Annotated in this window: 22 protein-coding genes; 19 read left to right on the top strand and 3 right to left on the bottom strand. The window is 55.6% G+C overall.

Annotation, left to right across the window (positions count from 1 at the left end):
* The first annotated feature begins 23 nt into the window (after positions 1-23).
* The 10 genes from argH (at position 24) to hemB (ending at position 9,890) form a co-directional block, all read left to right on the top strand.
* Positions 24-1,397 carry an argininosuccinate lyase gene (argH, locus tag OB87_RS00780; RefSeq protein WP_033567549.1) on the top strand — a complete coding sequence of 458 codons (1,374 nt, stop codon included), beginning with the start codon at positions 24-26 and terminating at the stop codon, positions 1,395-1,397.
* Between the two features lie 188 nt (positions 1,398-1,585).
* A complete protein-coding gene (gene rmuC, locus OB87_RS00775) occupies positions 1,586-3,118 on the top strand; it encodes a DNA recombination protein RmuC (RefSeq protein ID WP_033567548.1) in 1,533 nt (510 codons plus the stop codon).
* A 121-nt stretch (positions 3,119-3,239) separates the two neighbouring features.
* On the top strand, positions 3,240-3,995 hold the full coding sequence (ubiE, locus tag OB87_RS00770; RefSeq protein ID WP_033567547.1) for a bifunctional demethylmenaquinone methyltransferase/2-methoxy-6-polyprenyl-1,4-benzoquinol methylase UbiE: 756 nt from the start codon (positions 3,240-3,242) through the stop codon (positions 3,993-3,995).
* 13 nt (positions 3,996-4,008) lie between these two features.
* Entirely contained in the window at positions 4,009-4,617 is a 609-nt protein-coding gene (gene ubiJ, locus OB87_RS00765; protein WP_033567546.1) for a ubiquinone biosynthesis protein UbiJ, read from the top strand.
* Positions 4,614-6,251: a ubiquinone biosynthesis regulatory protein kinase UbiB gene (gene ubiB, locus OB87_RS00760; RefSeq protein WP_033567545.1), complete on the top strand. Its 1,638-nt coding sequence runs from the start codon at positions 4,614-4,616 to the stop codon at positions 6,249-6,251. The genes ubiJ and ubiB overlap by 4 nt, the downstream gene beginning before the upstream one ends.
* 111 nt (positions 6,252-6,362) lie before the next feature.
* Positions 6,363-6,617, top strand: coding sequence for a twin-arginine translocase TatA/TatE family subunit (tatA, locus tag OB87_RS00755; protein ID WP_033567544.1), 255 nt, complete (start codon positions 6,363-6,365; stop codon positions 6,615-6,617).
* Positions 6,618-6,620: 3 nt separating this feature from the next.
* Positions 6,621-7,187 (top strand): Sec-independent protein translocase protein TatB, encoded by a 567-nt coding sequence (gene tatB, locus OB87_RS00750; RefSeq protein WP_033567543.1) that lies wholly within the window; start codon positions 6,621-6,623, stop codon positions 7,185-7,187.
* 3 nt (positions 7,188-7,190) lie between these two features.
* The gene (gene tatC / locus OB87_RS00745; RefSeq protein ID WP_033567542.1) at positions 7,191-7,958 is read left to right on the top strand and encodes a Sec-independent protein translocase subunit TatC; all 768 of its coding nucleotides are present in this window, start codon (positions 7,191-7,193) and stop codon (positions 7,956-7,958) included.
* 112 nt (positions 7,959-8,070) lie between these two features.
* Positions 8,071-8,865, top strand: coding sequence for a 3'-5' ssDNA/RNA exonuclease TatD (gene tatD, locus OB87_RS00740; protein ID WP_033567541.1), 795 nt, complete (start codon positions 8,071-8,073; stop codon positions 8,863-8,865).
* Positions 8,866-8,867: 2 nt separating this feature from the next.
* The gene (hemB, locus tag OB87_RS00735; RefSeq protein ID WP_033567540.1) at positions 8,868-9,890 is read left to right on the top strand and encodes a porphobilinogen synthase; all 1,023 of its coding nucleotides are present in this window, start codon (positions 8,868-8,870) and stop codon (positions 9,888-9,890) included.
* Positions 9,891-9,921: 31 nt separating this feature from the next.
* Here the strand turns inward: hemB and rfaH are convergent, their stop codons facing one another.
* On the bottom strand, positions 9,922-10,410 hold the full coding sequence (gene rfaH, locus OB87_RS00730; RefSeq protein WP_033567539.1) for a transcription/translation regulatory transformer protein RfaH: 489 nt from the start codon (positions 10,408-10,410) through the stop codon (positions 9,922-9,924).
* 211 nt (positions 10,411-10,621) lie between these two features.
* On the opposite strand from rfaH, the gene ubiD reads away from it, so the two are divergent.
* The 5 genes from ubiD (at position 10,622) to OB87_RS00705 (ending at position 14,451) form a co-directional block, all read left to right on the top strand.
* Entirely contained in the window at positions 10,622-12,109 is a 1,488-nt protein-coding gene (gene ubiD, locus OB87_RS00725) for a 4-hydroxy-3-polyprenylbenzoate decarboxylase (protein WP_033567538.1), read from the top strand.
* Positions 12,110-12,158: 49 nt separating this feature from the next.
* Positions 12,159-12,860, top strand: coding sequence for an NAD(P)H-flavin reductase (gene fre, locus OB87_RS00720; RefSeq protein WP_033567537.1), 702 nt, complete (start codon positions 12,159-12,161; stop codon positions 12,858-12,860).
* A gap of 330 nt (positions 12,861-13,190) precedes the next feature.
* The gene (locus OB87_RS00715) at positions 13,191-13,508 is read left to right on the top strand and encodes an ArsR/SmtB family transcription factor (RefSeq protein ID WP_050515597.1); all 318 of its coding nucleotides are present in this window, start codon (positions 13,191-13,193) and stop codon (positions 13,506-13,508) included.
* 52 nt (positions 13,509-13,560) lie between these two features.
* Positions 13,561-13,989: a YeeE/YedE family protein gene (locus tag OB87_RS00710; RefSeq protein ID WP_033567536.1), complete on the top strand. Its 429-nt coding sequence runs from the start codon at positions 13,561-13,563 to the stop codon at positions 13,987-13,989.
* Positions 13,990-14,022: 33 nt separating this feature from the next.
* A complete protein-coding gene (locus OB87_RS00705; protein ID WP_033567535.1) occupies positions 14,023-14,451 on the top strand; it encodes a DUF6691 family protein in 429 nt (142 codons plus the stop codon).
* A 61-nt stretch (positions 14,452-14,512) separates the two neighbouring features.
* On the opposite strand, the gene fadA is transcribed toward OB87_RS00705, so the two are convergent.
* Together fadA and fadB are read right to left on the bottom strand one after the other, a co-directional pair.
* On the bottom strand, positions 14,513-15,676 hold the full coding sequence (fadA, locus tag OB87_RS00700; protein WP_033567534.1) for an acetyl-CoA C-acyltransferase FadA: 1,164 nt from the start codon (positions 15,674-15,676) through the stop codon (positions 14,513-14,515).
* Between the two features lie 12 nt (positions 15,677-15,688).
* The gene (gene fadB, locus OB87_RS00695) at positions 15,689-17,878 is read right to left on the bottom strand and encodes a fatty acid oxidation complex subunit alpha FadB (protein ID WP_033567533.1); all 2,190 of its coding nucleotides are present in this window, start codon (positions 17,876-17,878) and stop codon (positions 15,689-15,691) included.
* 181 nt (positions 17,879-18,059) lie between these two features.
* Here fadB and pepQ point away from each other — a divergent pair, with 181 nt between their 5' ends.
* From pepQ to hemG, 4 genes are read left to right on the top strand one after another with little or no spacing between them, the layout of a single operon-like run.
* Positions 18,060-19,391 carry a Xaa-Pro dipeptidase gene (gene pepQ / locus OB87_RS00690; RefSeq protein ID WP_033567578.1) on the top strand — a complete coding sequence of 444 codons (1,332 nt, stop codon included), beginning with the start codon at positions 18,060-18,062 and terminating at the stop codon, positions 19,389-19,391.
* On the top strand, positions 19,391-20,005 hold the full coding sequence (locus OB87_RS00685) for an IMPACT family protein (RefSeq protein WP_033567532.1): 615 nt from the start codon (positions 19,391-19,393) through the stop codon (positions 20,003-20,005). The genes pepQ and OB87_RS00685 overlap by 1 nt, the downstream gene beginning before the upstream one ends.
* A gap of 41 nt (positions 20,006-20,046) precedes the next feature.
* Positions 20,047-21,498, top strand: coding sequence for a Trk system potassium transporter TrkH (trkH, locus tag OB87_RS00680; RefSeq protein WP_033567531.1), 1,452 nt, complete (start codon positions 20,047-20,049; stop codon positions 21,496-21,498).
* An 18-nt stretch (positions 21,499-21,516) separates the two neighbouring features.
* Positions 21,517-22,056: a menaquinone-dependent protoporphyrinogen IX dehydrogenase gene (gene hemG, locus OB87_RS00675; protein WP_033567530.1), complete on the top strand. Its 540-nt coding sequence runs from the start codon at positions 21,517-21,519 to the stop codon at positions 22,054-22,056.
* The last annotated feature ends 235 nt before the right edge of the window (positions 22,057-22,291 follow it).

The raw sequence follows: 22,291 nt of genomic DNA, 5'->3' as shown, positions 1-22,291 counted from the left end.
TCAGACAGACCGGGAGTGTAGTTATGGCTTTGTGGGGCGGACGGTTCACGCAGGCGGCAGATCAACGTTTTAAACAGTTCAACGATTCACTGCGGTTTGATTACCGTCTGGCAGAGCAGGACATCATCGGATCCATTGGCTGGTCCAAGGCACTGGTGACAGTGAATGTGCTGACCGCTCAGGAGCAGCAGCAACTGGAACAGGCGCTCAATGCACTGCTGAAAGAGGTGCAGGCGGATCCCGAGGCTATCCTGCAAAGCGACGCGGAAGACATCCACAGCTGGGTGGAGCAGAAACTGATCGAGAAAGTCGGCGATTTGGGCAAGAAACTGCACACCGGACGCAGCCGTAACGATCAGGTGGCTACCGACCTAAAGCTGTGGTGCAAAGCGCAGGTGAGCGAACTGGCGCAGGCGATCCGTCATCTGCGAGCTGCGCTGGTCGCTACCGCCGAGGCTAATCAGGACGCGGTGATGCCGGGGTATACCCATTTGCAGCGCGCGCAGCCGGTAACCTTCGCCCATTGGTGTCTGGCTTATCATGAAATGCTCGCGCGTGACGAGAGTCGTCTTGAGGATACGCTCAAGCGTCTGGACGTGAGCCCGCTGGGTTGCGGCGCGCTGGCAGGCACTGCCTATCCTATCGATCGCGAACAACTGGCCGGTTGGCTGGGCTTCGCCTCGGCGACGCGCAACAGCCTGGATACGGTATCCGATCGCGATCACGTGCTGGAACTGCTGTCTGACGCTTCCATTGGCATGGTGCATCTGTCGCGCTTCGCCGAAGATTTGATCTTCTTTAACAGCGGCGAAGCGGCGTTTGTTGAGCTGTCTGACCGTGTTACCTCCGGCTCTTCGCTGATGCCGCAGAAAAAGAACCCGGACGCGCTGGAGCTGATCCGCGGTAAATGCGGACGGGTGCAGGGCGCGCTGGCCGGTATGCTGGTGACGCTGAAAGGCCTGCCGCTGGCGTACAACAAAGATATGCAGGAAGACAAGGAAGGGCTGTTCGACGCACTGGACACCTGGCACGACAGCCTGATGATGGCGGCGCTGGTGCTGGAAGGCATTCAGGTGAAACGTCCGCGTTGTCAGGAAGCGGCGCAGCAGGGCTACGCCAACGCTACCGAACTGGCCGACTATCTGGTCGCCAAAGGTGTACCGTTCCGTGAAGCGCACCACATCGTCGGTGAAGCGGTGGTGGAGGCGATTCGTCAGGGCAAAGCGCTGGAAGCGTTGTCACTAACAGATCTCAAACAATTCAGCGCCGTGATCGAGGACGATGTGTATCCGGTGCTGTCATTGCAGTCCTGTCTGGAAAAGCGTGCCGCGCAGGGTGGGGTGTCGCCGCAACAGGTCGCGCGCGCCATCGCCGACGCCAAACAGCGCCTGGCGTAATCCTTGCGATAAACTCCAAAACCGGTCCAAGGGCCGGTTTTGTTTTTTCTACCGCCCGCTTTCTGAAGTCGGCTCGCATTTTCTCGTTTGGCAACGGCTTTTTCAGCCGATTTTGCTCATCACCTCTGGACATATATACAGCCTCATTTTACCTTGGCGGGCAGTGGTACTCATAACCCGGAGGCGGTGTGGAGATCTCCTTGTTTTATGGTGTCGGTGGCGGCGTAGTTGGCCTGTTGCTGGGGTGGCTGGCCGCCAGCCTGTGGCAGCAACAGCGTCAGGCGCGGCATGACACCGAGTTACAGTTGCAACAGCAGGCGCTGGAACAAGCGCGCCAGCAACTGATTGAAAGCCAGCAGATGCGGCGGCAGGACCAGCAGCGGCTGGATCAACAGACCCAGGAGCTACGTACACTGCACGGCCAACTGGCGGCTGGCGAGGAAAAATTGCGGCAACTGACGGAACTGCGGGAAGAGTGCGTTCAGCTTAACCAGGAACTGCGAGCGCTACGTGAAGCTAACGGCGCACAGGAAGCGGAACTGCGCGAAGTGACGATCCGCCTTGAAGAAACCCGGTTGGCGGCGGAAGAAAAGCAGCGATTGTTGATGAACAGCGAACAGCGCTTGTCCACCCAGTTTGAAAACCTTGCCAATCGCATCTTTGAACAGAATGGGCTCAAAGTGGACCAGCAAAATCAGCAGAGCATGGAAAAGCTGCTGACGCCGCTGCGCGAACAACTGGACGGTTTTCGCCGCCAGGTACAAGAGAGCTTTGGTGCTGAGTCGAAAGAACGGCATACGCTGGCTCATGAAATTCGTAACCTGCAACAGCTTAACGCCCGCATGGCGCAGGAAGCCATCAACCTCACTAATGCGTTGAAAGGGGACAATAAAACCCAGGGCAACTGGGGAGAGGTGGTGTTAAGCCGGGTGTTGGAAAGCTCTGGGCTGCGCGAAGGGCATGAGTATGACACCCAGGTCAGTGTACAAACCGGTAGCAACAGCCGCCTGCAACCGGATGTGATTGTTCGGCTGCCGCACGGCAAGGATGTGGTCATCGATGCCAAAATGTCGTTGGTGGCCTATGAGCGCTATTTCAACAGTGACAACGAGGCTGAGCGGGCGGCGGCGCTCAACGAGCATCTGCTGTCTATCCGCAATCATATCCGGCTGCTGGGCAGTAAGGATTATCAACAATTGCCGGGGTTGCGTTCGCTCGACTATGTACTGATGTTCATTCCTGTCGAGCCTGCGTTTCTGGTGGCAATCGACCGTCAGCCCGATCTGATTACTGAGGCACTGCGTCACAATATTATGCTGGTCAGCCCCACGACTTTGCTGGTAGCGTTACGGACAATTAACAATCTCTGGCGTTACGAGCAGCAAAGCCGCAATGCGCAGTTGATCGCCGAACGAGCGTCCCGACTGTACGACAAACTGCGTTTGTTTGTTGATGATATGGCTGCGTTGGGGCAAGGGCTTGACAAGGCGCAGACGGGTTATCGTCAGGCGATGAAGAAGCTGGCGTCCGGGCGTGGCAATTTGATCGGTCAAGCCGAAGGGTTTCGTGCGCTGGGGGTGGAGATTAAACGGCCGGTTAATGTGCCCGTAATGCAAGACGAACCGTTAGCGTATGATGAGCTACCCGCGCTGTCGCAGGATCTGGATGACGATGCGGCAGAACGCGGTACGGATGAGGTGCAAAACGGCACGGCGGTATGATGTTGATCAGGTTCGGGGTATAGGGTGAAAAGAAGGGCGGTCGCTTTTGGGCGGGCTCTGTTACACTCTCTACCCATTAATGAGTAACACGATCCTGAAGTTGAAAAAGCAGGCGGATAACATGGTAGACGATTCGGACAAAACAACACATTTTGGTTTTCGCACGGTGGCTAAAGACGATAAAGAAGCCATGGTGGCGGATGTGTTTCACTCTGTGGCGGCCAAATATGACTTGATGAACGATTTGATGTCGTTTGGCATTCACCGTATCTGGAAACGGTTTACCATCGAGTGCAGCGGTGTGCGTCGCGGTCAGCGCGTGCTGGACCTGGCTGGCGGCACTGGCGACCTGACTGCTAAATTCTCTCGTCTGGTAGGGGATGAGGGCGAAGTGGTGCTGGCGGATATCAATGCGTCGATGCTGAAAGTGGGGCGTGAAAAACTGCGCAACAATGGCGTGGTAGGGAATGTCAGTTACGTTCAGGCTAATGCAGAAGCGCTTCCATTTCCGGATAACTTTTTTGACTGCATCACTATTTCGTTCGGGTTGCGTAACGTAACCGAAAAAGAGAAGGCATTGCGTTCCATGTATCGGGTGCTAAAGCCTGGTGGCCGCTTGCTGGTGCTGGAGTTTTCGAAACCAACCGTAAAAGCGTTAAGCAAGGTTTATGATGCTTACTCTTTCCATATCCTGCCCCGCATTGGTGAAATGGTCGCCAGTGATGCTGGCAGTTATCGCTATCTGGCGGAGTCTATCCGGATGCACCCCGATCAGGAAACCCTGAAAGGGATGATGGTCGATGCCGGTTTTGACAGTGTGGATTACTTCAATCTGACCAGCGGTATCGTGGCGTTGCATCGCGGATTTAAATTCTGAGTTGGGTACTCCCATGTTGATAATGCCTGTGTTGACGGCGGCACTGGAAACAGCGCTCAACCAGCTGCTGTTCCGCGACCGAAGCATGAAAGCTGCCCGTCAGCGTTTGCACGGAAAAACGTTGCGCGTTGAAGTGGTGGAGCTTGATACACCGCTGGTATTGGTTTTCTCCGAGTACCGTCTCGATGTCGTGACTCAGTGGTCAGCGCAGCCGGATTGCTTGCTGCAAACCCGTCTGTCGGCACTGGTGAAACTGCGTGACCGGCAGCAATTGTCGGCGTTGATGCGCAGTGGTGAGCTGGTACTGGAAGGCGATATTCAGGTTGCCCAGCAGTTTGTCACGTTGTTGGATTTGGCGGAGTTCGACCCAGCAGAGTGGCTGTCGCCCTGGCTGGGTGATGTGGTGGCGGAAGGGCTGAGTCAGGCGGCGGGCAACGTTGTCGGGGGGCTCATGCGCTCAGTGTGTCGACAGCAGCAGGCGTTGTCGGAAACGGTGACCGAAGAGTGGCGTTTGTCGCCGGGCAAACTGGAAGGGGCGTGGTTTGCCGATGAGGTGGACGCTCTGGCGCAGTCGGTGGAAACCCTGTCCAGCCGATTGGCAAAATTGGAGGGGGCACCATGACGCCGGGAGAGTTGCTGCGGTTGTACCGCATTATAGGGGTGCTGCTGAGCTATGGTCTGGATGAGCTGATTCCGCGTATTCCATTGACGTTGCCGTTACGTCTTTGGCGTTGCTTATGGTTCTGGTTGCCGAATCGTCACAAAGACAAGCCATTGGGCGAGCGTTTGCGTCTGGCGCTTCAGGAACTGGGTCCGGTATGGATCAAGTTCGGGCAGATGATGTCAACCCGCCGTGATTTATTCTCCCCCGCTATCGCTGACCAACTGGCAATGTTGCAGGATCAGGTCGAACCGTTTGATGGCGAACTGGCCCGTCAGCAGATTGAGATGTCGATGGGCGGAAAACTGGAAACCTGGTTCGATGATTTTGATGCCAAACCGTTGGCATCGGCATCGATTGCCCAGGTGCACACCGCCAGGCTGAAAACCACCGGCAAGGATATCGTCATCAAAGTCATTCGCCCGGATATTCTGCCGGTCATCAAAGCGGATATGCGGTTGATGAATCGTTTGGCTGGCTGGCTGCCGATTCTGATGCCAGACGGGCGTCGCTTGCGGCCGCGTGAAGTGGTGCGCGACTACGAAAAAACGCTGTTGGATGAGCTGAACTTGCTGCGTGAAGCCGCCAACGCCATCCAGTTGCGGCGGAACTTTGAAAACAGCCCGATGCTGTATGTGCCGGAGGTCTACTCTGATTACTGCAACGAGCGCGTGCTGGTCATGGAGCGTATTTACGGTATTCCGGTGTCGGATGTGGAGGCACTGAAACGGCATGGCATCAATATGCCATTGCTGGCCGAGCGCGGTGTACAAGTCTTTTTCACCCAGGTGTTCCGCGATAGCTTTTTCCATGCTGACATGCATCCCGGCAACATCTTCATCAGCTATGAGCATCCGGAAGACCCGCAATATATCGGCATTGACTGCGGTATTGTCGGTTCGCTGAATAAAAACGATAAGCGCTATCTGGCGGAGAATTTTATCGCCTTTTTCAACCGTGACTATCGCCGCGTTGCTGAGTTGCATGTTGACTCAGGCTGGGTTCCGCAAGATACCAACGTAGAAGAGTTCGAATTCGCCATCCGTACCGTGTGCGAGCCAATATTTGAAAAGCCGTTAGCAGAAATTTCTTTCGGTCATGTATTATTGAACCTCTTTAATACGGCACGTCGCTTCAATATGGAAGTGCAACCCCAACTGGTGTTGTTGCAGAAGACGTTACTGTACATTGAGGGCGTAGGGCGTCAGCTCTACCCACAGCTGGATTTATGGAAAACGGCCAAGCCTTTTCTGGAAACCTGGCTGAAGGATCAGGTCGGATTGCCCGCCATGCTGCGCGCATTTAAAGAGAAAGCGCCATTTTGGGCGGAAAAACTGCCTGAGATTCCCGAATTGTTCTATGACGGTTTACGTCAACATAAGATGTTGAAGCAGAATATGGAGCTGTTGACCAGCGAGCTGCGGACACAACGCACCCGTCATGGTCGGGCCCGTTATATGCTGGGTGTCGGGGCGACGCTACTGTTGAGCGGGACGATACTGTTGGTTAGTCAGGTTGAGGCCGATATTGTACCGGCTGGTCTGATTGCCGCCGGTTTTGTGGCCTGGATTATCGGCTGGCGCAGTACTCGTTGAATACTAGTACTCGTTGAATAGTAGTACGCGTTGAATAATAGTACATGTTGAACAGTTGCATCTGTTCAACATGTTCCGTTAATTCCTTTTGCATCAAGAGGTAGGCATTATATGAGCGGTATTAGTCTTCCGAGTTTGCTACTGATAGCTGTCATTGTGGTTTTGTTATTTGGTACGGGCAAACTCAAGTCACTTGGCTCTGATCTTGGCGCGTCGATTAAAGGCTTTAAGAAAGCAATGAGCGACGATAAGCCTGCTGCCAACGACGACAAGCAACAGGACGCTGATTTTGCGACCAAATCCATTTCGGAGCAGAAGCCGCAAACCAGTCAGGAAGAGAAAAGCCAGCATAAAGAGCAGGTGTAACCGGTGTTTGATATCGGGTTTAGTGAACTGCTGCTGGTGATGGTGATAGGCCTGGTCGTGTTGGGGCCTGAACGCCTGCCGATAGCGGTAAGGACCGTGGCGGGATGGATTCGTGCACTGCGTTCTCTGGCATCAACGGTGCAAAATGAGCTGGCCCAGGAGCTGAAACTGCAAGAGTTACAAGACAGCCTGAAGAAAGTAGAACAGGCTAGCCAATTGCAGAATTTGTCACCGGAGCTCAAAGCATCAATGGATGAACTGAAAGAGGCTGCCGAAGCGATGAAGCGCCCTGTCAGTATCAAGCCTGACGCGGGTGAATTGCCGGAGCATGTGCCGTTGGCTGACCCAGAAGCGGCTCATGACGGCGTGCTGGAGACAGAGCGTAAGGCTGCTGTTTCCGCGTCCGTGGCTCCAGTCACGCTGGTAGCTGACTCTGCGGATCAGGCAATGCCAGCTGATTTGACGTTGCCTACGCCATCGGTGACGGAAACAATATCCGCTGCTGAGCATAAGGTAAAACCTGAACAGGCGGCTCCGGCTGTTTCCTCTCAACCTTCTGGTGATCGTTAACCTATGGCTGTTGATCAAACTCAACCGCTGATCAGCCATCTGATCGAACTGCGTAAGCGGTTGTTGAATAGCATTATCAGCGTGCTGGTGGTCTTTCTGGTACTGGTCTATTTCGCTAATGACATCTATCAGATTGTTTCCGCGCCGCTCATCAAACAGTTGCCAGCCGGTGCTAGCATGATTGCAACCGATGTGGCTTCTCCTTTTTTTACCCCTATCAAGCTGACGTTGATCGTATCAGTCTTCTTGTCAGCACCGCTGGTGCTTTATCAGGTCTGGGCGTTTGTGGCTCCGGCGCTCTACAAGCATGAACGTCGGCTGATGATGCCGTTACTGGTATCCAGCAGTTTGCTGTTTTATATGGGGATGGCGTTCGCTTATTTCATCGTCTTTCCGCTGGCGTTCAGCTTCTTTGCTCAGACCGCGCCGAAAGGGGTGCTGATTGCCACCGATATCAACAACTACCTCGACTTCGTTATGGCGTTGTTCATGGCGTTCGGCGTGTCGTTCGAAGTACCGGTGGCAATCGTGCTGCTGTGCTGGAGCGGGGTGGTGACGCCAGAGAGCCTGAAACAGAAGCGGCCCTACGTTCTGGTGGGTGCGTTTGTGGTTGGTATGTTGCTGACACCGCCGGATGTGTTCTCCCAGACTCTGCTGGCGATCCCGATGTATCTGTTGTTTGAGATCGGGGTGTTTTTCGCCCGGTTCTACGTTGGTAAACGGCGCCGGACAGACGAAGAAGACGTGGACGAATCTGCGCCCTCTTCCTGAGTGGCATCTCGCCGTGAAACGGCGGTCTTCTTACTGCAACACCTCTTTCGGGAGGTGTTGTTTTTTGCGGTTATCCTCGGAGTAACCGTGATGCGTTTTGGGATATCGGTGCATGTTCGACATTGGCGTTAACCTGACCAGTTCGCAATTTCGGTCAGATCGGGAACAGGTTGTGGCGCGTGCCCGTCAGGCTGGTGTAACCGGCCTGTTGTTGACAGGGACCAGCGCTGAAGAGAGCGAGCAGGCACGTCAGCTCGCCGCGCAATATCCCGGTTACTGTTGGTCGACCGCCGGGGTTCATCCGCATGACGCCAGCGGCTGGAGTGACGATACCGCCGGGCTGATTCATCAACTGGCGGGAAGTGAGCAAGTATTGGCGATCGGTGAGTGTGGGTTGGATTTCAACCGTAACTTTTCCACCCCACAGGAACAGGAGCAGGCATTCAGCGCACAGCTGGCGATTGCCGCAGAACGCGCGATGCCGGTGTTTCTGCACTGTCGCGACGCTCATGCACGTTTTATGGCGCTGCTAACGCCGTGGCTCGATAAGCTGCCTGCTGCGGTACTGCACTGTTTCACCGGTTCCGGCGACGAGCTGGACGAGAGTTTGCGCGCTGGATTGATTGTCGGCATTACTGGCTGGGTGTGCGATGAACGTCGGGGACTGGCGTTGCGTGCGCTGTTACCCCGTATTCCAGACGATCGGTTGCTACTGGAAACCGATGCGCCTTATCTGTTACCCCGGGATTTACATCCTAAACCTGCATCCCGCCGTAACGAACCCTGTTTTCTGCCGCATATTGTCCGCCAGGTTGCGGCCTGGCGTGGACAGGATGCCGAATGGCTTGGCAGAAAAGTGGATGAAAACGCTCGCCGGGTCTTCCGGCCGGGCCAGAAAGGAGAATAATTATGAGTCATGCTTTTCCCGGTACGTTTCCCGGACGGCGTATGCGCCGCCTGCGTCGCCATGATTTCAGCCGCCGTCTGGTGGCGGAACATCAGGTTACGGTTAACGACCTCATCTACCCGGTATTTGTCATGGAAGGCAAACAGGGACGTCAGGAAGTGCCCTCTATGCCTGGCGTGTATCGTCTGACGATCGATGAGCTGGTCAGGGAAGCGGAAATCATTGCTAAATTGGGCATCCCGGTGCTGTCTCTGTTCCCGGTGATTGAAGCGGACAAAAAGTCATTGCTGGCCGAAGAAGCCTACAATCCTGATGGGTTGGTGCAGCGCGCCGTGCGTGCGTTGAAAGATGCCGTACCAGAATTGGGGTTGCTGACCGATGTGGCGCTGGACCCTTACACCACACACGGTCAGGACGGCGTGATCGATGAAGACGGTTATGTGGTCAATGACATCACCAAAGAGATTCTGGTGCGTCAGGCATTGTCCCACGCGCAAGCCGGTGCGGAGATCGTCGCACCCAGCGACATGATGGATGGCCGTATCGGCGCTATCCGCGATCGGCTGGAGGTTCAAGGGCTGGTGAATACGCAGATCATGGCCTATTCGGCGAAATACGCTTCCTGTTATTACGGCCCGTTCCGTGATGCGCTGGGTTCGTCGGGCAACCTGAAAGGCGGCAACAAGAAGACCTATCAGATGGATCCGGCCAACACCAACGAAGCGTTGCAGGAGATCGCGCAGGATCTACAGGAAGGCGCCGACATGGTGATGGTGAAACCGGGGATGCCGTATCTGGACGTAGTACGTCGTGTGAAAGACACCTTTGGCGTACCGACTTTCGCCTATCAGGTGTCTGGCGAGTATGCGATGCAGATGGCGGCGATCCAGAATGGCTGGCTGCAAGAGCAGCCGCTGGTGATGGAGTCGTTACTGTGCTTCAAACGCGCCGGGGCGGATGGGGTGCTGACCTATTTCGCCAAACGTGTGGCTGAATGGCTGCGGGACGAGGCGTTGCATCGCTAATGATGAACCGTCAGGGCTGTGCCCTGGCGGTTTATGCTTTTCGGAACTGGCGGTTGTCGATACTTTGTCGCACCTGCTTGTTCAGCAGATTGAGCAGTAGCATGGAGCGCGCTTCGCCGTCCGGTTCGGTGTAGATAGCTTGCAGGCCGCTGAACACCCCTTCGGTAATGGTCACCTCGTCGCCGGGTTGCGGGCATTCCGGCGCGATATGCGTGGCGCACGGATGCTGTAATAAATCGTCAATCACCTGCTGGGGCACCAGAGCGGGCAGATTGCCAAAACGGACAAAATGACTCACACCACGGGTTGAGCTGATGGTGGTGGTGTGTATGTGCTCCGGGTCAAATTCGACGAACAGATAATTGGGGAACAGCGGCTCGCTGACCTCGGTTCGCTTCCCTCGTACAATTTTCTCCAGCGCGATCATCGGGCTCAGGCAAATGACGTCCTGACGTTCCAGGTGTTCTTTTGCCCGTAACAGTTGGCCGCGTTTGCAATAAAGTAGATACCAGGCTCGCATAATTTCACTTTTCTATGGCTCTCACAGCGGGAGAGGATAGCAAAAGCATTACGCCTTGCGGGATAAATATTTCCGGCAGATATACCTCATCGCGCGTTGTGTTGGCAGCGGAGGCAAGCTGGTTGTTGCCAGAAATAGCGCGGGCGGGAAGCGACAGCATGACCAAGAGCCTTTATAATAGCCCCACCACTGACCTTTCTGATGATTCAGCATGAAATACCGTGACTTACGTGAATTTCTCGCTCAACTCGAAGCGAGAGGCGAGCTTAAACGTATCCACCAGCCGATTGACCCTTATCTGGAAATGACCGAAATCGCCGATCGCACCTTGCGTGCCGGAGGCCCGGCTCTGCTGTTTGAAAATCCCAAAGGTTACGGTATGCCAGTGCTGTGCAACCTGTTCGGCACGCCCAAGCGTGTGGCGCTGGGCATGGGGCAGGAAGAGGTCAGCGCGTTACGCGATGTTGGTCGCTTGCTGGCGTTTTTGAAAGAGCCGGAGCCGCCGCGCGGTTTCCGCGATCTGGTGGACAAACTGCCTAAATTCCGCCAGGTGCTCAATATGCCGACCAAACGGCTGTCGAGTGCGCCTTGCCAGGAACAGGTGTGGGAAGGCGACGAGGTGGATCTGGGGCGGATTCCGATTATGCACTGTTGGCCGGGGGATGCCGCACCGCTGGTCACCTGGGGGTTAACGGTAACACGCGGGCCGTTCAAAGAGCGCCAGAATCTGGGTATTTATCGCCAGCAGTTAATTGGCCGTAACAAGCTGATCATGCGCTGGTTATCGCACCGTGGCGGCGCGCTGGATTTTCAGGAATGGTGCCAGCAACATCCAGGTGAACGTTTTCCGGTAGCGGTAGCGCTGGGGGCTGATCCCGCCACCATTCTGGGTGCCGTGACGCCGGTGCCGGATACGTTGTCTGAATACGCTTTTGCCGGATTGCTGCGTGGTCATAAGACTGAAGTGGTGAAATGCCTGTCCAGCGATTTAGAGGTGCCAGCCAGTGCCGAAATCGTGCTGGAAGGGTATATCGAGCCGGGTGAAATGGCACCAGAAGGCCCTTATGGCGATCACACCGGTTATTACAATGAAGTCGATCATTTCCCGGTCTTTACGGTCACCCATGTCACCCAGCGACGTGATGCGATTTATCACTCCACTTATACCGGTAGACCGCCCGATGAACCAGCAGTGCTGGGTGTGGCGTTGAACGAGGTGTTCGTGCCGTTGCTGCAAAAGCAGTTTCCGGAAATCGTCGACTTTTATCTGCCGCCGGAAGGCTGTTCTTACCGCCTGGCGGTGGTTACTATGAAAAAACAGTATGCCGGACATGCTAAACGGGTGATGATGGGCGTCTGGTCCTTTTTACGCCAGTTCATGTATACCAAATTTGTTATCGTTTGCGATGATGATATTGATGCTCGTGACTGGAATGATGTGATCTGGGCGATCACCACACGTATGGATCCGGCGCGTGATACCGTGCTGGTGGAAAATACGCCGATCGATTATCTGGATTTTGCCTCGCCGGTTTCCGGGCTAGGCTCCAAAATGGGGCTGGATGCTACCAATAAGTGGCCGGGGGAAACACAGCGGGAATGGGGTCACCCGATTACCAAAGACCCATCGGTTGTCGCTCGTGTGGATGCCATATGGGACGAGTTAGCCATATTAAATGACAGTGATAAGCCGCACTGACGGCGCTTATCCTGTTCCCCGTTTTGCTTTGACCCTACAGAGGGATCGCATGACAACGTTGAGCTGTACAGTAATGTCGGTGGACGCTATCACCGATACGGTTTACCGGGTGCGCTTATTGCCATCGGCACCTTTTTCCTTCCGTGCCGGGCAATACCTGATGGTGGTGATGGACGAACGCGACAAGCGCCCGTTCTCCATGGCCTCCACACCGATTGAACAAGGGTCTATCGAACTGCATATCGGGGCTTCCGAGATGAATCTCTATGCGATGGCGGTGATGGATCGCATTCTGAAAGAAAAGTCGCTGGTGGTGGACATTCCCCACGGCGAGGCTTGGCTGCGCGAAGACAGCGAGCGGCCGCTGATTCTGATTGCTGGCGGCACCGGATTTTCCTACGTGCGTTCCATTCTGTTGACGGTGCTGGCAAACCAGCCGACGCGTCCGGTATCCGTGTATTGGGGCGGGCGCGAACTGCGTCACCTGTACGACCTGGGGGAACTGCAAGAGTTGGCGCAGGCGCATCCCAACCTGAACGTGATCCCGGTGGTCGAGCAGCCAGATGAACAGTGGCATGGCCGCTCCGGCACGGTGTTAAGCGCGGTGTTGCAGGATTTCGGTTCGTTGGCGTCGCACGATATTTATATCGCGGGCCGTTTCGAGATGGCGAAAATCGCCCGCGAGCGTTTCTGCAACGAGCGCGGTGCGCAACTTGCACATATGTACAGCGACGCATTTTCTTTCATCTGATTTTTCTTGTATGTGATGATATTTGCGTTGTTCTATCGCGGCCGGGATTGATGCCCGGCCGCGCTGTTTTCACTGTCTGCGATTTTTCAACAGCCGCCGCTTTTCAACCGATCGCACTTTTCAATCGATAACACGATCCAGCTTGCCTACTGCACTACGGGTGCCCGGTAGGTTATAGAGCCGTCTGTCACACTGCCGACATTCAAAACGTATAGGCGGGAGAGTCCCGGCGGTGATGTCGGGGTTCCCGTGGTTGGCTTGACTACGATATACAATAATATATTATATAAAAATATATATTGTATTTTGCAAGCAGGAAAGGCGGTTTTAATGGCGGTGACAGACCCGGAAATCACCCAACAGATGATGCGTGAGGCCGCACATGGCGCGGCGGATGTGCTGCGGGCGCTAGCAAATGACGACCGGCTGATGCTGATGTGTTTTTTGAGTCAGGGCGAGGCGTCGGTCGGGCAGTTGGAACAGGCACTGGGTATTCACCAACCGACGCTATCGCAGCAGCTTGCCGTTATGCGGCGCTTAAAACTGGTGGCGACACGCCGCGAGGGCAAGCAGATTTTCTACCGTATTGAGGACCCACGCATCCTGACGCTACTCAGTACGCTGTATACGTTGTATTGCCCGAAATAGGCATTGCCCCAAATAGTCGTATTTCTGAAACCGGCCGTTGAAGGAGCCGATCATGACGATTGATATGCAGGCATTCACCCCGTTAATGAGTTTGGCGGGGGGCATTGTGATTGGCGCGGCGGTGGTAATGCTGGCGCTGTTGTGCGGGCGTGTCGCCGGTATCAGCGGCATTCTCGGCGGCCTGTTGGGCCGCACATGGCAGGATAAAGGATGGCGGCTGGCATTTGTGCTGGGGATGCTCGTCGCCCCCTGGGTCTATCAATGGGTGGCACCGTTACCGGAAAGCGCGATAGACACGCCGATGCCCTGGTTGGTGGTGTCGGGGCTGTTGGTAGGGGTGGGCACTCGCTACGGGTCGGGCTGCACCAGTGGGCATGGCGTATGTGGCTTATCCCGTTTGTCACTGCGTTCGCTGGTGGCGACGTTGACCTTCATGGGGGCGGCGTTCGTTACCGTCTGGGCATTGGGCGCGTTTCGTTGAGCATGGTGCGATGATGCATGTTAAGGAGCGGAAATGAATAATCTGTTTTCTTTTCTGGCTGGGCTGGTTTTTGGCCTCGGACTGCTGATCAGCGGGATGTCGAACCCGCAGAAAGTGCTGGGTTTTCTGGATATTACCCGACAGTGGGACCCTTCGCTGGCATTGGTGATGGGCGGTGCACTGGTGGTCGGGTTTATCGGATTTCGCGCTGTCGGGCGGATGTCAAAACCGCTGTGCGTGGCGTCGTTCTCCCTACCGCTAAAAAAAGCGGTCGATAAACCGCTGGTGGCGGGCAGCTTGCTGTTCGGCATCGGTTGGGGAATGGCCGGTATTTGCCCCGGCCCGGCCCTGGTGTTGCTGTCATATGGTACTGTGAAGGGCTGGGTGTTCTTTGCCTCCATGCTCGCAGGCATGGGGCTGTATGAGTGGTTTGTCGCCCGCAAACGGGCGACGGTTCCCTGATCCTGGCGTCCGCCGATACCACTTCCGCTGATACGACGAAAAGGTATCGACGGAAGTGGTGCTATACCCGTTCAAGTACGGTAGCGATACCCTGACCCAAGCCGATGCACATGGTTGCCACGCCGAATTCCACATGTCGTTGTTCCATCAGATTGGTAAGCGTAGCAATGATACGTGCGCCGGAGCATCCCAGCGGGTGACCGAGCGCGATGGCACCACCATTCAGGTTGACCTTATCGTCCAGGCTGTCCATCAGCCCCAGCGCCTTGATGCAAGGTAGCGTCTGGGCAGCGAATGCCTCGTTCAGTTCAAACAGACCTATATCGCTCAGTGAAAGCCCTGCCCGTTGTAACGCTTTTTGGGTGGCGGGCACTGGGCCGTATCCCATCACCGACGGATCGCATCCGACTACTGCCGTAGCACGGATGCGCACCCGAGGCGTTAGCCCCAGCGCCAGAGCGCGGGATTCGTTCATCACCAGCAGCGCTGCTGCGCCGTCCGACAGTGCCGATGAACTCCCCGCGGTGACGGTGCCATTGACCGGATCAAACGCCGGGCGCAGCGCTGCCAGCGCATCAATGCTGGTTTCCGCCCTGACTACCTCGTCGTAGTCAAACGGTTGCAGCGCACCATCGGCGTTATGACCGGTTGTCGGGATAATTTCGCGGCGAAAGGCACCGGACTGGGTGGCGGCCCAGGCACGCTGGTGCGAACGGGCGGCGAAAGCGTCCTGCATTTCTCGGCTGATGTGGTGCTGGCGCGCCAGCAGTTCCGCCGTCAGCCCCATCATCGCCGCCGCTTTGGCGATGCTCTTACCGAGCCCAGGGTGGAAATCGACGCCGTGGGTCATCGGCACGTGCCCCATGTGTTCAACGCCGCCGACCAGACAAACCGTGGCGTCACCCACCATGATGGCGCGCGCCGCGTCGTGCAGCGCCTGCATGGACGAGCCGCACAGACGATTGACGGTCACGGCGGGCACCGAATGGGGGATTTCGGCCAACAGCGCCGCGTTTCGCGCCACGTTGAAGCCTTGTTCCAGCGTCTGTTGCACACAACCCCAGTAGATATCGTCAATCTGGTCTGCTTCCAGCGCCGGGTTACGGCTCAACAGACTGCGCATCAGGTGAGCGGACAGCGTTTCCGCCCGCACCTGACGAAATGCGCCGCCTTTGGAGCGCCCCATCGGGGTACGCACTGCATCAACAATTACTGCGTTTTCCATCGTTGTGCGTCCTTATGCCGGTTGATGAAGAGAAAGATCGGCGTGAGGTTCAACCGCCGGGTAATAACGCTGCTGGCGCTGCGCCATCTGCAACAGGCTGTCCGGTATGGCGTAAAGCGGCCCCAGCGACGCCAGCGACTGGGCGATGTCCACATAGTGCTGGCTGCCCAGCGTATCCAGATAACGACACGCGCCACCGTGGAACGGCGGAAAGCCCAGACCGTAAAGCAGCGCCATGTCGGCTTCCGCCGGGGTGGCGACGATACCTTCTTCCAGACAACGCGCCACCTCGTTGAGCATCGGCACCATCAGGCGATGGATAATCTCTTGCGCGCTGAAGGTACGCTTCAGCTCGCAGACCCCATCCAGCAAGATATCGGTCTGCTCGTCCTGCTCCCGGCGCGGTTTGCCTTTGGCGTCCGGGGTGTAACGATAGAAACCTGCACCGCTCTTTTGGCCGAAGCGCTGGTGTTCCACCAGCACATCGACGACATCGCGATAGGTTTTTGCCATGCGCTGCGGAAAGCCTGCCGACATGACCGCCTGAGCGTGGTGAGCGGTATCCAGGCCGACTACATCCAGCAGATAAGCCGGTCCCATCGGCCAGCCAAACTGTTTTTCCATCACGGCGTCCACGTCACGGAAATCTGCACCGTCGCGCATCAACAGGTTGAACGCGGCGATGTAGGGAAACAGTACGCGGTTGACGAAAAATCCTGGGCAGTCGTTCACCACGATCGGGGTTTTGCCGATTTTGCTGGCGTAGGCCACCACGCGAGCCAGCGTTTTCTCATCAGTTTGGGGGCCGCGGATCACTTCAACCAGCGGCATACGATGCACCGGATTGAAAAAGTGCATACCGCAGAAGTTTTGCGGACGCTGTAGCGAGGCGGCTAATTGCCCGATGGGAATCGTCGAGGTATTGGAGACGATCAGCGTTTGTTCGCTGACGTAGGCTTCCACATCTGCCAGCACTCTGGCTTTTACCTGTGGGTTTTCCACCACCGCTTCAATGATCAAGTCTGCTTGTTCAAGCCCGTTATTGTTCAGCGTCGGGTGGATGCGGGCCAGCACTCCGGCCATGGTCATGGCATCCAGTTTGCCACGTTCCAGTTGTGCGTTGAGTAATTTGGCGGCTTCTTCCATCCCTAACGTCAGCGCTTTTTCACTGATGTCTTTCATCCACACCGGCACGCCTTTGCGTGCCGACTGGCAGGCGATGCCACCGCCCATGATCCCCGCACCGAGCACGGCAACACGAGCCGGTGGGGTGGCGTCGCCAGCCCATTTTTTGGCGGTGCTTTTTACGGACTGCTCATTAAGGAAGACACCAACCAGAGCGTGTGCTGCGGTGGTTTGGGTTAGTTCGACGAAGTTATCGGTTTCTATCTTTAGCGCGGCGTCGCGGTGAAGCCTGGCGGCAGCTTCGAGGGTGTTGAGCGCCATCATCGGCGCGGGGTAGTGACGGCCTGCTGCCTGTTGCACCAGCGCGTTGGCGGTAGCGAAACTCATGGTGGCTTCGATATGGTTAAGCCGCAGCGGCGACTGCTTCTGACGGCGGCGGTCACGCCAGTCGAGCTTGTCTGTCATCGCCAGTCGCAGCATATGTATGGCGGCAGGCAGCAGTTTGTCACTATCCGCAACCGCATCAATCAGCCCGACTTTCAGGGCGTCGTTGGCCGATAAATCTTTACCGGCGGTGATGATTTCCAGCGCACCGTCCGCGCCCAGCAACCGCGGCAACCGGACTGTGCCGCCAAATCCCGGCATGATCCCCAGTTTGACTTCCGGCAACCCGATGCGGACGTCAGGCGTCGCAATGCGGAAATCGGTCGCCAGCGCGCATTCGCATCCCCCGCCCAGCGCATAGCCATTGATGGCGGACAGCGTCGGGACCGGTAAATCTTCCAACTGGCTGAAAATAGCGTTGGCTTCGGTCAGCCACTGATGCAGCGTTTCCGGCGGGGCGGCAAACAGTGACAGGAATTCGGTGATGTCCGCTCCGGCAATAAACGCACTTTTATCCGAGCGCAGCAGCAGGGCGCGTAACAACGGTTGGCGCTTCAGGTGATTTAGCGCGTCACCAAGACTGGCTACGGTGCGGGTATCCAGTTTGTTGACGCTGCCGGGGGCGGCAAAAACCAGTTCGGCAATGCCATCTTCCAGCCAATTGAGGTACAGCGTGTCGCCTTGATAGATCATGGTGTTCTCCACTGTTATCCCTGATCTGGTAAGACCAGATGATGAAAATTGTGGGTTTGATGTTAATGAAATGCAAACGGCACGTGAGGGATTTGCCGGGAGGATCACAAGGCGAGCAACGCTGCCGTCACCGGGGGGCTGTGTTACACTGGGAAACAGGCTGTTATCAATGGGGATTGTGATGGAAACGCTGACTTCTTTGTATCATCAACATGTGGCGACCCTGCAGCAACGCACGCAGGCGGTTCTGGCGCGGCATAATCTGGATGCCTTATTGATCCACTCCGGTGAGTTGATGATGGCGTTTCTGGACGATCATGCCTATCCGTTCAAGGTTAATCCGCAGTTTAAGGCCTGGCTGCCGGTGACGCAGGTGCCGAACTGTTGGCTGTGGGTGGATGGGGTCAATACGCCAAAGCTGTGGTTTTACTCCCCTGTTGATTACTGGCATAACGTGGCACCGGTGCCGGACAGTTTCTGGACCAAGTCGCTGGATATCCAGGTGCTGCGCAAGGCTGACGATATTGGCCAGCAACTGCCGGTTCAGCGCCAGCGGGTTGCTTATATCGGTTCCGCGCCGCAGCGCGCGATAAATCTGGGTATCGCACCGGAATACATCAACCCGAAAGGTGCGCTGGATTATCTGCATTACCACCGCGCCTACAAAACGGACTATGAACTGGCTTGTATGCGCGAAGCGCAGAAGACGGCGGTGGTGGGTCATCGTGCTGCTTATGAAGCGTTCCAGTCCGGCATGAGCGAATTTGATATCAATCTGGCGTACCTGACCGCCACTGGTCACCGCGATACTGATGTGCCTTACGGTAATATCGTCGCTCTCAACGAACATGCGGCGGTCTTGCATTACACACAGCTTGAACATCGGGTTCCGACGGAAATGCGTAGCTTTTTGCTGGATGCCGGTGCGGAATATAACGGCTATGCGGCAGATATTACCCGCACCTATGCCGCGCAGGACGACAATGACTATGCAGCGCTGGTTAGCGATCTCAATCGTGAGCAACTAGCGCTGATTGATACCATGAAAGCTGGTGTGCGTTATACCGACTACCATTTGCAGATGCATCATCGGGTTGCGGTGCTGCTCAAACGCCATCAACTGGTGACCGGACTGAGTGAAGACGCCATGGTGGAACAGGGCGTTACCTCGCCTTTCCTGCCACACGGTCTGGGTCATCCGCTTGGGTTACAGGTGCATGACGTCGGTGGGTTCATGCAGGACGATACCGGTACGACGCTCGCTGCACCATCTGCTCATCCTTACTTGCGTTGTACCAGGGTTCTGGAACCGCGTATGGTGCTGACTATCGAACCGGGCATCTACTTTATTGATTCTCTGCTCGAACCCTGGCGCCAGGGCGAGCTGCGCCAGCACTTCAACTGGCAGAAGTTGGATGCGCTGCGCCCGTTCGGCGGAATTCGTATCGAAGACAATATCGTGGTGCACGATAAGCGCATTGAAAACCTGACTCGTGAGCTTGATCTGGCCTGATGCAGTCATATCCGGTTCCTGCTGCATCTGTCAGCGTGCACGAAGAGATTAAAAAGAGCCGTTTTATCACGTTGCTTGGCCCTGCCAGCGGCGTGGATACGGCCCGAAGCGTGATTCAGCAGATCCGCGAGCAACATCCCTCGGCTGCTCACCATTGCTGGGCTTATGTCGCGGGTGCACCGGACGATTCTCAACAGCTCGGGTTTTCCGATGATGGCGAACCTTCGGGAACCGCAGGCAAACCGATGCTGGCGCAACTGATGGGCAGTGGTGTCGGTGAAGTGGTGGCAGTCGTTGTACGTTATTATGGTGGCGTCAGGCTTGGCACTGGTGGGCTGGTCAAAGCTTACGGCGGTGGGGTGCAGCAGGCGCTAAAACAGCTGTCGCTCCAGCAGAAAGTCATGCAACGGATGTATCGATTGCAGTGCGACTATGCCCTGTTGCCCCAGGTTGAAGCCATGGTGCTGGCGCTGCAGGGGCAAGTCGTCTTGACGGAATATGCCAGTGATGTCTCGCTCCAACTGGCGTTTCCGATAACGGCAGTAGAAGACGCGATGCGGCGACTGCGCGATATTAGCCGTGGCGCGTTGCATTTGCAGCCAATTTCACAATAATCCCAGCGCGTAATCTTGAACCATGTAAGGAAGGCTCCCTGATGCACTTGCGTGCTATAACCCGCATTGTCGGACTGCTGGTCATCCTGTTTTCCGGCACCATGTTTATTCCTGGCATGGTGGCGTTGATCTATCGTGATGGTGCCGGTCGGGCATTCATTCAGACGTTCATCGTGGCACTGGTGATGGGGCTATTACTGTGGCTACCCAACCGTAAACACCGCCATGAGCTGAAGGCCCGCGAAGGGTTTTTGATAGTCGTACTGTTCTGGACGGTGCTGGGCAGCGTCGGTGCCTTGCCGTTTCTGTTTGTCGAACGTCCCAATATGTCGGTGACGGATGCGTTTTTCGAATCCTTTTCCGGCCTGACCACAACCGGGGCGACTACGTTAGTCGGGTTGGATTCGCTGCCCAAAGCCATTCTGTTTTATCGACAGATGCTGCAATGGATGGGGGGCATGGGAATCATCGTGCTGGCGGTGGCTATTCTACCGATTCTGGGCGTCGGTGGGATGCAGCTTTATCGCGCTGAAATGCCAGGGCCGTTGAAGGACCACAAAATGCGGCCCCGCATCGCGGAAACCGCCAAAACCCTGTGGTTAATCTATGTGTTGCTGACTGTACTCTGTGCGCTTTCGCTATGGTTGGCGGGTATGTCAGTGTTTGATGCCATCAGCCACAGTTTTTCTACTATCGCCATCGGCGGGTTCTCGACTCATGACGCCAGTATCGGGTATTTCAATAGTCCCGCTATCAACACCATTATTGCGGTATTTCTGCTGATTTCCGGCTGTAACTTTGGTTTGCACTTTGCGGTATTAAGCGGACGCAGTCTGCGGGTGTATTGGCGTGATCCCGAATTCCGGATGTTCATTGTTGTTCAGATGTCGCTGGTTGTGATTTGTACCCTCGTTTTGTGGGGACACGGTGTATACAAAAATGGCATGGAAACTCTGAATCAGGCGTTCTTCCAGGTGGTATCCATGGCGACGACTGCGGGATTTACCACTGATAGCATCGCCTCCTGGCCGCTGTTTTTACCGGTATTGCTACTGTGTTCTGCGTTTATTGGCGGTTGTGCCGGTTCGACCGGCGGTGGTCTGAAAGTGATTCGCATCCTGTTACTGTTCTTGCAGGGTTCTCGCGAACTGAAACGACTGGTTCATCCAAATGCGGTCTATACCATTAAGCTCGGTCAGCGCGCGTTGCCGGAACGTATCCTGGAGGCTGTATGGGGATTTTTCTCGGCTTATGCGTTGGTGTTTATCGTCAGCATGTTGGCAGTGATTGCGACAGGGGTGGATAACTTTTCCGCCTTTGCGTCAGTGGCTGCCACATTGAACAATCTCGGACCAGGGCTTGGGACAGTGGCTGAGAATTTCACTTCCATGAATGATGCAGCCAAGTGGATTCTAATTGTTACCATGCTGTTTGGACGTCTGGAAGTGTTCACTATGCTGGTGCTATTTACTCCCACTTTTTGGCGGGAATAACGGATAAGGGAACATGCTATGAAAGCATTGATATTGTTTTCCAGTCGGGATGGTCAAACACGAGCGATAGCGTCTTATATCGCCAATAACCTGAAAGGAACGTTGGAATGTGATGTCGTCAACATTCTGAATGCCCATGAGGTTGAGCTCGACAAGTACGATCAAATAATGATTGGTGCGTCAGTGCGCTACGGGCATTTCCATCCGGCGGTGGAAAAGTTCATCCGCCAGCACCTTGCCTTATTGCAACAAAAACCCAGCGCTTTCTTTTCTGTCAACCTGACCGCCCGCAAGCCGGAAAAGCGATCGCTGCAGACCAACGCCTATACCCGTAAGTTTCTGCTGCGTTCTCCCTGGCAGCCGGATTTAGGTTCAGTCTTTGCTGGTGCGCTGCGTTATCCGCGTTATCGATGGTTTGACCGCGTCATGATTCAGCTCATTATGCGTATGACCGGTGGCGAAACCGACAGCACCAAAGAAATTGAGTATACCGACTGGGAACAGGTAGCGCGTTTTGCCCAATCATTTGGTCAGCTTGCCCAGAAAAAAGCGGTGTAATGCGGCTTCCAGCGGTGTTGCGGTGAAAAAAGAGACACTCGGAAGAATTTTTGAAATTAGTACTTGTCAGCGACGAAGAAGTCCCTATAATGCGCCTCCACTGACACGGCAACGATAGCAAATCGAAGCGGTTTCAGTAAGAAATCAGGCGCATATCGCTTGACTTCTTTTCGGGAAAGCATAATATATGCGACCCGCGACCACGCTAAGTGGTCCTGCTCTTTAACAATCAATC

Origin of the sequence: Dickeya undicola (assembly GCF_000784735.1) — a bacterium.
In the GTDB taxonomy this organism is placed as follows: Bacteria; Pseudomonadota; Gammaproteobacteria; order Enterobacterales; family Enterobacteriaceae; genus Dickeya; species Dickeya undicola.
The sequence above is the reverse complement of the archived record's forward strand: the minus strand, read 5'-3'. Positions and strand labels throughout refer to the sequence as shown.